Source organism: Sphingobium quisquiliarum P25 (assembly GCF_000445065.1).
GTDB classification, from domain to species: Bacteria; Pseudomonadota; Alphaproteobacteria; order Sphingomonadales; family Sphingomonadaceae; genus Sphingobium; species Sphingobium quisquiliarum.
Genome location: NZ_ATHO01000094.1, coordinates 1 through 12,473, shown reverse-complemented (window position 1 = coordinate 12,473; position 12,473 = coordinate 1). Strand labels below are relative to the sequence as shown.

Here is a 12,473-nt window from a genome sequence, read left to right as displayed (position 1 = left end):
CCTCGACCGGCAGGCGGCGCAGGGCGGCCTCCTCATCGGGTGCTGGCCCGGCGGAAAAGCGGCATAGCGCATGGGCGCCCTCCGGCGTCCCCGCAATGGCGTGGCGCACCGCCATGCCGTGCCGTTCGAACCTGTCCGCCGCCGCGCGCGCCAGCGCCTCCTCCCCGCCCCACAGATGCGCGCAGCCGGTAATGTCCAGCATCAGCCCGTGCGGAGGGTCGATCGCGGCGGCCGGGGTATAGCGCGCGCAGCCGTCGCACAGCCGCTCCAGCCAGTCCTGATCGGCATGGGGATCGGCCTCAAAGCTGACGAGCCCAGGCTCCTGCGCCCGCGCGTCCGCCAATGTCATGCCCGCATTCAGGCCCAGCGCCAGCGCATCGGCATCCGGCGTGACAAGGCGCATGGCCCCGCGAACCGGCTCCACTATGGCGACCGGCCCGCCCGCGTCCCGCGCCTGCCACAGGTCAGGCCGCGCGATCCGCAGCCGGTCGACCGGCAGGAAGGGGAACCACAGCGCCAGATAACGCCGCCTCCTCAGCGCGTCCTCCGCTTCCCTGTCCATGCTCATGGCGTTCATCGCACTCTTCTCCAAAATCTCCCCGCGCGCTGTTCCACGCCAGCCGCCATGTCATGCCGTCCGGCCCCGAACGGCGGCGCAGCAGGTGCAGCGAAAAGGCGCTCATGCCCGGCGCATTGCCCGGCAGGGGCAGCGACGGCGCGGCCGCCACGCGCCACCGCGTCTCCGCCGCGCTGGGCACGGGATCGCCGCCGATCCGCAGCAGCAGCGCGGTCACCCCCGATTCTTCCGCCGCCAGCGCCAGGCGGCGGCTGGCCGTCAGGTCCATCAGCGGCGCCCGCCCGCGCAATTCGATGACCAGCGCGCCCAGCCCCGGACAGCGCAGCGCATCCACCGACGCCCGCAGCAGCATCGCCTCATCCTTCATCACGCCGACCAGCAGCCGCGCGGGATCAAGCCCCATCGCCGCCAGGCCCGGCCCATAGAGCCGTCCCCCTGCCCGCTGCCCCGCCTCCGTCCGCAGCCAGAGCAGCGGCGCTACCCCTTTCGCCAGAAGTTGCGTCAGGCCCAGCGCCAGCCCGGCCACCGCACCTTCCTCCTCCACATCGCCGAACAGTTCATGCACCCGCCCCGTGGGCAAGCCGCCACCCAGCGCCGCATCCACAGCCCCATGCCCCGTCGCCACCCGCGCACGGCCTCGCGCCGCCGGAACGCTTTCCAGCGATGCGATGCGCCGCTTGAGGGCAGCAAGGGACCTGATCGACTCAGCCATAGCATGTTCACTTTATGTTCTTTTCGGAACTATGGCAGCGGCTGTCAATGCGGTTGGGAGCGGAAGGGCGCTCCTTCATCCGGGGAGACTTTGCCGCCCTTATGGAGAAGGGGATAGCGGCGCAACCCAGAGAGGTTGAAGATATGGTAGGGCAAATGGCGATCCGATAGCAGCACTGAAATCCTCCCCAACGCAAGATGAGGAGGGGAACCTCCAAAGGCGGTGGAGGGGAAATCCGCGACATCGGCCCACTTCCCCTCCACCATGCATGCTGCGCACGCTCCCCTCCCTGCCTCCGCGCAGGCGGGATTTGGCGAAAGGGCCGGTAGCAAGTGCGACCCGTTCAGAATCTCGTCGTCCCCGCGCAGGCGGGGACGGCGAGGATGGGTGGTTTGAAGACTGTCAGCTCCGGGATGTAGAGATGAACAAGCCGCCATTCCACTATTACTTTAGCGATAGAAACAACTCTGCCACGGCCTCATGCTCCGGCACCTCCGGAAAGAAGGTGAAGCGTTGGCAGTAGAGCGGGAAGTCACGCGCTTCTTCTCCGCTGGCGGGCAACCAGTCTCGATAAAGATACAGGGCCGCAGGCTCCAGATTATCGGTGTTGCCGACGACGCGCAGCACCGCGCAGCGCCCGCCGGGGATTGTGCCCGCCTCGATCAGTTCCCCGTTTGCTTCGATTGACCGATCCACGCCGACGCACAGGTCCATGTGATATTCGCTCGGGGGCGTCGTGCGCGGATCGGAATGGAAGATGTTGAAGGTTGGGCTTGTCTTCGGCGACAGTCCGCTTGCTTTCCGCCAGGCAATGAACCGCTGGATGGTTGAGCCGATAGTCGCGGGATCGCCGCGATGCTCCATGATCGCCACGGGCGTCGGAGCTACGTCGCGGATCGTCACATCATCGGGGGTGTAGGTCTTGTGCATGAGCTTGCTCCTCGCATTGTCGAGAGGCCCGAAGGCCGCAAGCCACGGTTCCCAATCGGGAGACTTCCTGAACGACGAGGGCGATTGTCCGAACCGTTGCCGAAAGGCGCGGGCGAAGGCATCGGGGGCGTCGTAACCGGCATCCATCGCTATTTCGGTAACGCTCTGCGCGTCCCTGTAGGCCAGCCGATACGAAGCGCGCTTCATGCGGGCGAGCTGGATATAGCGATACACGGACAGCCCGAAGGTCGCCGTGAACTGCCGGTGAAAGTGATATTTCGAGAAGGCTGCAACACCGCTCGCAGTGTCGAGATCCAGATCTTCATCCAAATGCCGGTCAATATGATCCAGCACCCGCTGCATCCGGACATGGTAGTTATGAACCGCGGCCTTCATCGTCCCGTCCTCCGTGGCAGCACCAAATAGGCAGCCCGGGATATGACGCGCTCCACCGATCTTGCGGTTTTGACATGACGGAAGATCAGTCGCAAAGGCAGCTTATGAGCACGTTGCCCCCTCATTTAAACGACCACAAATGGTCGCGAGCAGCCATCTCTACCCACGCATCCCAGCCCTATCACCAAACACCCAACGAAAACGGCCCGCCACGCATTGCGCAGGCAGGCCGTTCAACATAGCATTACAGCCCACGCAACTGGCCGTGCCGGATCGCTCCGGCACTGACCCATGCTTACTCGCCGTCATCCCCCGGTTCTGGGCCGGTCATCATTCCTTCGGCGACTTCCTCGGTCTTGCCGCGGATGGCGCGTTCCAGGCGGTCGGCCATTTCGGGGTTTTCCTTGAGGAAGGTCTTGGCATTCTCCCGGCCCTGGCCGATGCGCACGGAATCGTAGGAGAACCAGGCGCCCGACTTTTCCACCACGCCCGCCTTGACGCCCAGGTCTAGGATTTCGCCGATCTTGGAGATGCCTTCGCCATACATGATGTCGAATTCCACCTGCTTGAAGGGGGGCGCCACCTTGTTCTTCACCACCTTCACGCGGGTTGCATTGCCGACGATATCGTCGCGATCCTTGATCTGGCCGGTGCGGCGGATGTCGAGGCGCACCGAGGCGTAGAATTTGAGCGCGTTGCCGCCCGTCGTCGTTTCCGGGTTGCCGTACATGACGCCGATTTTCATGCGGACCTGGTTGATGAAGATGACGAGGCAGCGCGAGCGCGAGATCGAACCGGTGAGCTTGCGCAGCGCCTGGCTCATGAGCCGCGCCTGAAGGCCGACATGGCTGTCGCCCATCTCGCCTTCGATTTCCGCGCGCGGCACCAGCGCGGCGACCGAGTCCACCACCAGCACGTCGATCGCGTTCGACCGCACCAGCGTGTCGACAATCTCCAGCGCCTGTTCGCCCGTGTCGGGCTGCGACACGATCAGTTCGTCGATGTCGACGCCCAGCTTCTTGGCATAGACCGGGTCGAGCGCATGTTCGGCGTCCACGAAGGCCGCGGTGCCGCCGCCCCGCTGCGCTTCGGCGATGGCATGGAGCGCCAGCGTCGTCTTGCCCGAGCTTTCCGGCCCGTAAATCTCGATGATGCGCCCGCGCGGCAAGCCGCCAATGCCAAGAGCGATGTCGAGCCCTAGCGAGCCTGTCGAAATCGCCTCGATCTCGATCTTCTCGCGGCTGCCCAGCTTCATCGCCGAACCCTTGCCGAAGGCGCGGTCGATCTGGGAAAGGGCCGCTTCCAATGCTTTCTGTCTGTCCATTGTTCCTGTCTTCTTGGAATCGATAAGTGAGAGCATTGCTGTCATCGGCCTATCCCCTGTCAAGCGGATCGCGCCGAATCCGCGGCGCGCCAGCACGATGTATCCTGTTTGTTCACGCAGAACAAGATAGGAACAAGAAATTTCCTATTGGGGTGACAACACCTTGCCCAGCGCCCGTTCGACAGCCCCGATCGTATAGGGCTTGGCCAGTGTCGGGCGGTTCGCATGCCCCTGTGGCACGTCGTCGGCGATGCCGCCGGTCGCGAAGATGAAGGGAATGCCGTTTTCCGCCAATATGTCGGCGACCGGCCAGCTTTTTTCCCCTTGCAGGTTGCAATCGACCAGCGCCGCGTCGAACCCGCCCTTGCGCGCATGGTCGCACGCTTCGTCCACGGACACGGCGATGGCGTGCAGGCCGTAGCCCAATGTTTCCAGATAATCTTCCAGCATCATGCCGATCATCGCTTCATCCTCAACGATCAGGATGGTTTTTGCGTCAGCCATGCGTGCGATCCCCTATGTCGTTACGCATCGCTATCCGATGAACGGAGCGGTGCACAGTATAATCGCTTGATCGATAAAGAAGTTCATTCCACCCCGGTCCCCATCGCCAGCGCGTCGCGGGCCGCTTCGGCCAGCTGGCTGACCGAAAAGGGCTTGGGCAGGAAGGCGACATTGGCGATATCGATCGACTTGCGAAGTTGTTCCTCGGCATAGCCCGACATGAACAGCACCGGCAGGCCGGGATGGCTGTGGCGCGCGCGCGCGACCATGGACGGGCCGTCCATATTGGGCATGACCACGTCGGAGATCAGCAGGTCGATCTTCTCATCGCCCGCCAGCACCTCCAGCCCCTGTTCGCCGTCATTCGCGGTCAGCACCTTGTAGCCCTGGCGCGACAGCGCCCGTTCGGCGACGGCGCGGACCATATCCTCATCCTCGACCAGCAGCACCGTGCCGCTGCCCCAGGTCTCGCTGCGGCGGATCGGCGTCTTGGGCTGCGCCGCCTGTTCGATGTCGGCGCCCTGATAGACGGGCAGGTAGATGACGAAGCTCGCCCCGCGGCCCAGTTCGGATTCGGCGAAGATGTAGCCGCCCGACTGCTTGACGATGCCGTAGACGGTGGAAAGCCCCAGCCCCGTGCCCTTGCCCAGTTCCTTGGTGGTGAAGAAGGGTTCGAAGATCTTCGACAATATGTCGGGCGGGATGCCAAGGCCGGTGTCCGACACGCGCAGCGCCGTATAGTCGGCGGCGGGCAGGATTTCCTGCCGCAGCTCGCGCACCTTGGCGGCGGGCACGGCATAGGTCTGGATGTTGAGCGTCCCCCCGCCCGGCATGGCGTCGCGGGCGTTGACGGCAAGGTTCACGATCACCTGCTCCAGCTGGCCGGGGTCGGCGCGCACCGCGCCCAGATTGCGGCCATGGCTCACCTCCAGCTTCACGCTTTCACCCAGCAGCCGCTTGAGGAGATTGGACACGTCAGCGACGATGTCGGGCAGTTGCAGCACCTGCGGCCGCAGCGTCTGCTGGCGCGAAAAGGCGAGAAGCTGCCGCGTCAGCCCCGCCGCGCGGTTGCTGTTCGACTTGATCTGCTGGATGTCGTCATAGTCGCTGTCGCCCGGCGTGTGGCGCATCAGCATCAGGTCGCAATGGCCGATGATCGCGGTCAGGATATTGTTGAAGTCATGCGCGACGCCGCCAGCGAGCTGGCCGATCGCCTGCATCTTCGTCGCCTGCGCCACCTGCCGCTTGAGCTTGCTTTCCTCGCTATTGTCCTTGAGGCTGAGCAGCACCGCCGCCTCGCCCAGGCCCCGCACGCCTGCCAGGCTGAGCGCGGTCGGCTCGTCCGGCTGGTCGCGCATCCGCACGGCGATGTCGCCCGACATTTGCGGGCCCACGGCAAAGCGGCGCACCGCGTCGGCCACCGCCGCCTGATCCTCCCGTATCACCAGGTCGCCCGGATAGACCGGCTTTTCCCCGCGCTTGAGCCCGGCGGCGCGGGAAAAGGCGCCGTTCAGGAACAATATCCGCCCGTCCCTGTCCGCCATGGCAAGGCCGAAGGGCAGCAGCGACAGCAGCGTTTCGATATAGGAAAGCGACATGGTGCCGCCCCCGCCGCTGCCCGCAGGCTCGTCGATCAGCAGCAGCAGCATCGGCCCGTCCTGCCCGCCGCCCTGCGCGCCGCCCGGCTGGCTCATGCGGCGCAGCGGCACCTGCAACAGGCGCAGCGGCAGTCCCCCCGCCTCCTCGCGCGCCAGGAACAGCCGCCCCTTGTCATCCACCCGCATATGGGTGGCAAAGTCGCGCCCGGTGATATTGGCGTCGATCCGCCCGGCCGCGCGCAGCAGGAATGCGCCGTTCGCCGCCCTGATGCGCCCTTCGCCGCCGATCATCACCGCCATCACGCCCGCCTCGCCCATCTGGCGGCCAGCCTCTCCGGTCAGCAGGCGGTGGACATCGTCCAGCGCGCTCGGCTGGCGCACCGGGGAAAAGCGCCAGAGCAGATAATCCTCCGCCCGCCCCGTGCGGCACACATCCACGTCCAGCCGCAGCGCGCCCTGGGTCAGCCCTTCCACCCTGCCCTCGCCATCGCGCCAGGCGATCCGCGCCGCCCCGCCCAGGCTTTCCAGCAAGGCGGGATCCGCGGTGACGTTGGGCGGGGCAGGGAAGCCGGGAAACCATTCGCCGAAACGGTCGCTCGCGCATACCAGCCGCCCGGCCCTATCCGTCACCGCGATCGCCATGCCGGACGCGTCCGCCGCCGCGCGCGCGATGGTCCAGTCCGGCGTGGTGTCCCCTTCTGCGGTTTCAGCGGAGGTCAGGCGGCGGTGCCAGCTAAGCAGCGCCGCCAGCGCGAGCACGGTCGCGGCAAATCCCGCCGCCAGCGCGCGGTCGCCCGCCGCATAGATGACGAGAGCCGCGGAAAGCATCGCCGCCAGCAGGAGCAGCGGCAGGGCGAAACGCGACGGCCGTTCGCCGGTCCACGCTTCATCATCCCTTTTCACCCGCGCGGCCATGACCGGCGTTCCCCCTCAAACGGCGTTGGACAGCGCCTCCGTCAAACGGGGGCGATTTCTTCCAATGCGCTGCTTTCGGGTGACTTGCCAATCCTCATTTTGCGCGCATGCCATTTCCGGCCCATGCGATGCCGCCAGATCCAGTCCGCCAGGAAATAGCCGACCACGGCGAAAACGATGGAGATGATGGCCAGTCCGAACAGCATGGCCGGGGCCGCTTCGGAAAAGAGCCAGGCCACCCATTGGCGCATGGTGGCATGTTCATTGACCAGCGCCATGAAGCCCGAAGCGTCCGCCGTCCGCCCCAGCATCCAGTTGCCGATATAGACCGACGCCATCAGGAACAGCGGCGTCGTCGCGGGATTGGACAGGAAGGTCATGGCCGCGGCGATGGGAATATTGGCGCGAAAGGGCAGCGCCAGCAGAGCCGCCCCCGCAATCTGAACGCCGGGGATCAGCAGGAATATGCCGACCAGCAGGCCCAGCGCCACGCCGCGCGGCACCGACCGCCGGGTGAAGCGCCATAGCGATGGTTCCAGCACCCGGTGCGCGACGGGCGCCAGGAAGCGGTTGCCCTCCAGCGATTCGCGTGTCGGCGCATTGGCATGCCACCATCGGGTCAGCCGGTTGCTCATCCGCGATGCGCCTTCATGATGCGCTGCTGGTCGCGCTTCCAGTCGCGTTCCTTGATGGTGTCGCGCTTGTCATGGGTCTTCTTGCCCCTGGCCAGCGCCAGTTCGACCTTCGCCTTGCCCCGGCTGTTGAAATAGATGGACAGCGGCACCAGCGTCATGCCCTTGCGCTCCACCGCGCCGTGCATGCGCGCGATCTCCCGCTCGTGCAGCAACAGCTTGCGGGGCCGCTTGGGCTCGTGGTTGTAGCGGTTGCCGTGGCTGAATTCGGGGATGTTGCTGTTGACCAGCCACACCTGCTCGCCCTTCACCTCGGCATAGCTTTCCGCGATATTGCCCTCGCCGAAACGGAGCGACTTCACTTCCGTCCCTTGCAGGGCGATGCCCGCCTCGAACACATCCTCAAGGAAATATTCGAAGCGCGCGCGCCGGTTCTCGGCGACGATCTTCTTCTTGTCGAAGGTTTCGGGACGGGGGCGGGCCATATCGGATTAACTAACTCACTTCACCATATAGTGCGCCCAGGCGGTCAGACCAGACCGGCGATCTCCAGCGCGCGGTCGACAGCGGCGCGGCTTGCCTCCGACGGCCAGGTGATGGGCAGGCGGACATCGCCTGAAATGTCGGACCGCACGCGGGTAAGCGCATATTTGACGGGTCCGGGTGAAGAATCGCTGAACAAGGCGTCATGCAGGGGATAAAGACGATCCTGCAACGCCAATGCGCCAGTCCAGTCGCCCGCCGCGCAGGCCGCCTGGAACTGCGCGCACAGGCGCGGGGCGACATTGGCCGTGACGGAGATGCAGCCCGTGCCCCCCATCGCATTGAATCCCAGCGCGGTTTCGTCATTGCCCGACAACTGGCAGAAGTCCGGCCCGCAGGCGAGGCGCTGCGCGGTGACCCGCCCCAGATTTCCGGTGGCGTCCTTGATCCCCGCGATCGTCTGATATTCCTCCGCCAGCCGGTGGATGACCGGCACGGAAATGTCGGTGATGGTGCGGCTGGGCACGTTGTAGAGCAGGATCGGCAGGTCGCAGCGCTGGGCCAGATAGGCGAAATGCTGGTACACGCCGTCCTGATTGGGCTTGTTGTAATATGGCGCGACCACCAGCGCCGCGTCCGCGCCCGCCGCCTGCGCCGCATACATATGTTCCAGCGCGATCCGGGTGTCATTGGACCCGCAACCCGCGATCACCGGGACGCGCCCCGCCGCCTGGTCGACGCAGATGGCGATGACGCGATTATGCTCCTCCACCGTCATGGTCGCGCTTTCGCCCGTCGTGCCGCAGGGCACCAGCGCGCTGCTGCCTTCGGCAATCTGCCAGTCGACGAGCGCGCGAAAGGCCGCTTCATCCACCGTGCCGTCGCGAAACGGCGTGACCAGCGCCGGAATCGACCCGGAAAACATGCACAAACTCCTTCAATTCACCGGGATTCCGGGGCATTATGTCGAGATAAGGACGACGCAGCGCTATAGCGCGTCATTCAGGGCCTGATAAGGTTGGAATTGCGATGATGTCCACTATGCTGTCAGCTCGCTTTCCTGAAACTGCATTGGTTCGTATGCCCTTGATTGCCTTGCTACTTTTCACCGCTGGCGCCAGCGCCCAAACGGAAGCGCCCGTGTCTTCCGCCCAGCCATCCTATCCGCGCGGCGCGGTCGTGCAGCCGCTGCCCCCTTCCAGCGGGTCCAGCCAGTGGGATCAGGTCAGCGGCCGAATCGGCGTCGCCACAGACGCGTCCGTCGCCGCCGCCATCAGCCAGTGGCGCGCCCTGCAACAGAGCGACGGCCTGGGCTTTTCCTCCTATGCCAGCTTCATCATGGCGAACCCCGGCTGGCCGGGCGAGGACCGGATGCGCAGGCTGGCCGAAACCAGCATCAATCCCAACAGCTACGATCCCCGGCAGGTGACGGCCTTCTTCGCCCGCTTCCCGGCGCGCACCGCCACCGGCCACGCCCGCAACGCCATGGCGCTGATGCAGACCGGCCGGATGGACGAAGCGCGCGTGGCGGCGCGCAGCGCCTGGGTGGGCGGGACGCTCTCCCCCGATGACGAATCGCGGCTGCTTTCCCTTTTCGGTTCCGGCTGGACCAGCATCGAACATGATCAGCGCGCCGACATGCTGCTGTGGGGCAACGATATCGCCGGGGCGCAGCGGATGCTCGCCTATGTCTCGCCGGCCCGCCGCCCCGTCTATGAAGCGCGCATCGCCTTCCGCCAGAAGGCCCCCGACGCCGCGACCCGGATGCAGGCGGCCGAAGCGATCGGCGCGACCGACGCGGGTTTCGTCGCGGACAAGGCGACATGGCTGCTCAATACCGGCAACTGGATCGCCGGGCGGCAATATCTCGCCAACCGCCCCGCCCTGACCTTCCGCCCCGGCAATGCGGAAAAATGGTATGAGGTGCTGCTGACCCACGCCAGGGCGGCGGCCAATGACAGCCAGTGGAGCTTCGCCTACGGCATCGCCAGCAAGGTGGATGACGCCTATGCGCCCGGCACTGACGTCAGCAACCGGCCGATCGGGGAGCGCGACGATTATACCAGCCTCGCCTGGCTGGCCGGGTCCACCGCCTTCTACAATCTGAACCGCCCGGCCGACGCCGCCGCGATGTTCCGCCGCTATGCGACGGCGGCCAAATCGCCGCAGACCCAGTCCAAGGGCTATTATTGGGCCGGGCGCGCGGCGCTGGCGGCGGGCGACACGGCGAACGCCAACAGCTATTTCGCGCAGGCGTCCGTCTTCCCCGACCAGTTCTACGGCCAGCTCGCGCTGGAACGGCTCGGCCGCCCGATACCCGCGCCCGCCGTCGCCGAACGCGGCGTCGCCTTGTCGGCGGCGGAACGCGCCGCCTTCAACAACCGCTCGGTGGTCCGCGCGGTCAAGGCGCTGGGGCAGATGGGCTATTGGGAAGACCAGAGCAAATTCGCCCGCGCCATCGCCAACAATGCCGACAGCGACAGCGACCATTATCTCGCCGCTGAACTCGCCAAGAGCATCGGCCGTCCCGACATGGGCGTGATGGTGGGCCGCCGCGCCGTGTCCAGCGGCCTGACCGGCTATGGCGAAAGCGCCTTCCCGCGCGTGCCGGTGCCGCCTTCCGCCCAGTATAACTGGACCATGGTCCACGCCATCGCGCGGCAGGAAAGCCAGTTCGACCGCGCCGCCGTCAGCCATGCGGGCGCGCGCGGCCTGATGCAGCTCATGCCGGGGACCGCGCGGGAACAGGCGGGCAAGCTTGGCCTTGGCTATAATCCCGGCTCGCTCACCACCGACACCAGCTACAACATCATGCTGGGCTCGTCCTATTTCCAGCGGATGCTCGACTATTATGGCGGCAGCTATCCGCTGGCGGTGGCCGCCTATAATGCGGGGCCGGGCAACGTGAACCGGTGGATCAACGCCAATGGCGACCCGCGCCTGCCGGGCGCGGACATGCTGCGCTGGATCGAGCAGATCCCGATCTTCGAAACGCGCAACTATGTGCAGCGCGTGCTGGAAAACGCCGTCGTCTACGAAGCGATGAACCCCGAACGCGCACGGTTCAGGGGGAGCAGCACGCCGCTGTCCAAATATCTGGGCAAGCAGACGCCGGGCTGATCTTTGGTTCGTGCGGAGGCGCAGAGGACGCAGAGAGGACGTTGCGCTTATTTATTTCACGCGGAGGCGCGGAGACGCGGAGATTCTTAAAAGAGGGCCTTCAGGCCCTCATTCCCCCAACTCTGCGCCCTCTGCGCCTCCGCGCGAATAATCACTTCGTCCCTCCGGCAGCCCGCCAGGCCAGCCAACTCCGCACACCGCTATGCTGCGATCTGCTCGCGCAGAGGCGCAGAGAGCGCCGAATGGGCAGAGGCAAAAATCTCCGCGCCTCCGCGTGAACCAGAAACTCTACGGCCTCCGCCTCCAGGCGAACCGATTTGCCCCGGCACCCCCATCCCGGATAAAAGATGCAGCATGACCCCCGCCCATCCCAACTACATCACCCCCGAAGGTTTTGCGAAGCTGCGGGCGGAATATGACCAGTTGCTGGGCGTCGAACGCCCGCGCATTGTCGAGATCGTCAGTTGGGCGGCGGGCAATGGCGACCGCAGCGAAAATGGCGACTATCTCTACGGCCGCAAGCGGATGCGCGAGATTGACGGCCAGCTCCGCCGCCTGTCGAAGAAGATGAAGGACGCCAAGGTCGTCGACCCGCGTCACCAGCCGGACAAGAGCAAGGTCTTCTTCGGCGCGACCGTCACCATCGCGGACGAGGATGACCAGCATCGCACCGTCACCATCGTCGGCAATGACGAAGCGGACGCCAGCGCTGGCCGGATCGGCTGGGGCTCCCCCATCGCCCGCGCGCTAAGGGGGGCGGCGCTCGGCGACCTGCGCCGCGTCACCCTGCCCGCAGGCGAAAAGGAATATGAGGTGATCGACATCCGCTACCCGGCATAGGCGCGGCCGGGCATGCCATATCGCACGCTCCGAACGGATCGGGTGTGTCGGGGCGCAGGGGCACAGGCCCCGGAATCACGCTAGGGCCTCTCCCGTCCCGGCTGAATCAATCCAGCCGGGGCAAATCCTAATCGTGCGGCCGGAGCGCCTGGTTGAGGCTGTTCATCACCTCGCCGATCGGTTCGATCACCGTGACGCTGCGTCCTTCGCCAAAGCGGATGCGCGTGCCTTCCGTGACTGACGAGACGAAGGTCACCTGCGCGGCATTGATGGCGGTTTCAGTGCGATCGGCGCCTACGAACATGACGAGCATGCGGTCCTCTCCTTTTACCTTTGGAGAGCCAGACTAGCCGCATTTGCGCCGCGCGCCAGTCCGTTTCGACGGGTCACGCCGCCTGGGTCGCGCGGATGAAGGCGCTGGCCCGCGCGTCGAGCCGCCGGG

Annotated in this window: 12 protein-coding genes; 2 read left to right on the top strand and 10 right to left on the bottom strand. The window is 65.7% G+C overall.

Features of this window, described 5'->3' with window-relative positions; all coding sequences use genetic code 11:
* The 9 genes from L288_RS32395 to dapA all read right to left on the bottom strand — a co-directional run.
* A partial coding sequence (locus L288_RS32395; protein WP_041208231.1) for a Y-family DNA polymerase occupies nt 1-568 on the bottom strand: 568 nt, incomplete at its 3' end.
* A complete protein-coding gene (locus L288_RS32390) occupies nt 465-1,289 on the bottom strand; it encodes an ImuA family protein (protein ID WP_021238386.1) in 825 nt (274 codons plus the stop codon). The genes L288_RS32390 and L288_RS32395, both read right to left, overlap by 104 nt.
* A 444-nt stretch (nt 1,290-1,733) precedes the next feature.
* On the bottom strand, nt 1,734-2,615 hold the full coding sequence (locus L288_RS32385; protein ID WP_021238384.1) for an AraC family transcriptional regulator: 882 nt from the start codon (nt 2,613-2,615) through the stop codon (nt 1,734-1,736).
* A 295-nt stretch (nt 2,616-2,910) separates the two neighbouring features.
* Complete coding sequence (recA, locus tag L288_RS32380; RefSeq protein WP_030538870.1) at nt 2,911-3,984, bottom strand: recombinase RecA; 1,074 nt, start codon at nt 3,982-3,984, stop codon at nt 2,911-2,913.
* A gap of 99 nt (nt 3,985-4,083) precedes the next feature.
* Nucleotides 4,084-4,443 carry a response regulator gene (locus L288_RS32375; RefSeq protein ID WP_021238382.1) on the bottom strand — a complete coding sequence of 120 codons (360 nt, stop codon included), beginning with the start codon at nt 4,441-4,443 and terminating at the stop codon, nt 4,084-4,086.
* Nucleotides 4,444-4,526: 83 nt separating this feature from the next.
* A complete protein-coding gene (locus L288_RS32370; protein WP_021238381.1) occupies nt 4,527-6,956 on the bottom strand; it encodes a hybrid sensor histidine kinase/response regulator in 2,430 nt (809 codons plus the stop codon).
* Between the two features lie 41 nt (nt 6,957-6,997).
* Nucleotides 6,998-7,591, bottom strand: coding sequence for a DUF2062 domain-containing protein (locus L288_RS32365; RefSeq protein ID WP_021238380.1), 594 nt, complete (start codon nt 7,589-7,591; stop codon nt 6,998-7,000).
* Nucleotides 7,588-8,073, bottom strand: a complete 486-nt coding sequence (gene smpB / locus L288_RS32360) for an SsrA-binding protein SmpB (protein WP_021238379.1) — start codon at nt 8,071-8,073, stop codon at nt 7,588-7,590. Before smpB ends, L288_RS32365 begins: the two co-directional genes overlap by 4 nt.
* Before the next feature lie 44 nt (nt 8,074-8,117).
* The gene (gene dapA / locus L288_RS32355) at nt 8,118-8,996 is read right to left on the bottom strand and encodes a 4-hydroxy-tetrahydrodipicolinate synthase (protein ID WP_021238378.1); all 879 of its coding nucleotides are present in this window, start codon (nt 8,994-8,996) and stop codon (nt 8,118-8,120) included.
* 155 nt (nt 8,997-9,151) lie between these two features.
* On the opposite strand from dapA, the gene L288_RS32350 reads away from it, so the two are divergent.
* Both L288_RS32350 and greB read left to right on the top strand, forming a co-directional pair.
* Nucleotides 9,152-11,191, top strand: a complete 2,040-nt coding sequence (locus L288_RS32350; protein ID WP_021238377.1) for a lytic transglycosylase domain-containing protein — start codon at nt 9,152-9,154, stop codon at nt 11,189-11,191.
* A 354-nt stretch (nt 11,192-11,545) separates the two neighbouring features.
* Nucleotides 11,546-12,031: a transcription elongation factor GreB gene (greB, locus tag L288_RS32345; RefSeq protein WP_021238376.1), complete on the top strand. Its 486-nt coding sequence runs from the start codon at nt 11,546-11,548 to the stop codon at nt 12,029-12,031.
* 127 nt (nt 12,032-12,158) lie between these two features.
* Here greB and L288_RS32340 read toward each other — a convergent pair whose 3' ends face one another.
* Nucleotides 12,159-12,344 (bottom strand): hypothetical protein, encoded by a 186-nt coding sequence (locus L288_RS32340; protein ID WP_021238375.1) that lies wholly within the window; start codon nt 12,342-12,344, stop codon nt 12,159-12,161.
* Nucleotides 12,345-12,473 lie beyond the last annotated feature (129 nt).

Excerpts from the sequence above, each read along its gene's own strand:
- dapA (WP_021238378.1), bottom strand. The coding sequence starts at position 8,996 with ATGTTTTCCGGGTCGATTCCGGCGCTGGTCACGCCGTTTCGCGACGGC.
- L288_RS32375 (WP_021238382.1), bottom strand. The coding sequence starts at position 4,443 with ATGGCTGACGCAAAAACCATCCTGATCGTTGAGGATGAAGCGATGATC.
- L288_RS32350 (WP_021238377.1), top strand. The coding sequence starts at position 9,152 with ATGCCCTTGATTGCCTTGCTACTTTTCACCGCTGGCGCCAGCGCCCAA.
- L288_RS32370 (WP_021238381.1), bottom strand. The coding sequence starts at position 6,956 with ATGGCCGCGCGGGTGAAAAGGGATGATGAAGCGTGGACCGGCGAACGG.
- greB (WP_021238376.1), top strand. The coding sequence starts at position 11,546 with ATGACCCCCGCCCATCCCAACTACATCACCCCCGAAGGTTTTGCGAAG.
- L288_RS32365 (WP_021238380.1), bottom strand. The coding sequence starts at position 7,591 with ATGAGCAACCGGCTGACCCGATGGTGGCATGCCAATGCGCCGACACGC.
- L288_RS32340 (WP_021238375.1), bottom strand. The coding sequence starts at position 12,344 with ATGCTCGTCATGTTCGTAGGCGCCGATCGCACTGAAACCGCCATCAAT.
- L288_RS32385 (WP_021238384.1), bottom strand. The coding sequence starts at position 2,615 with ATGAAGGCCGCGGTTCATAACTACCATGTCCGGATGCAGCGGGTGCTG.
- L288_RS32390 (WP_021238386.1), bottom strand. The coding sequence starts at position 1,289 with ATGGCTGAGTCGATCAGGTCCCTTGCTGCCCTCAAGCGGCGCATCGCA.
- recA (WP_030538870.1), bottom strand. The coding sequence starts at position 3,984 with ATGACAGCAATGCTCTCACTTATCGATTCCAAGAAGACAGGAACAATG.
- smpB (WP_021238379.1), bottom strand. The coding sequence starts at position 8,073 with ATGGCCCGCCCCCGTCCCGAAACCTTCGACAAGAAGAAGATCGTCGCC.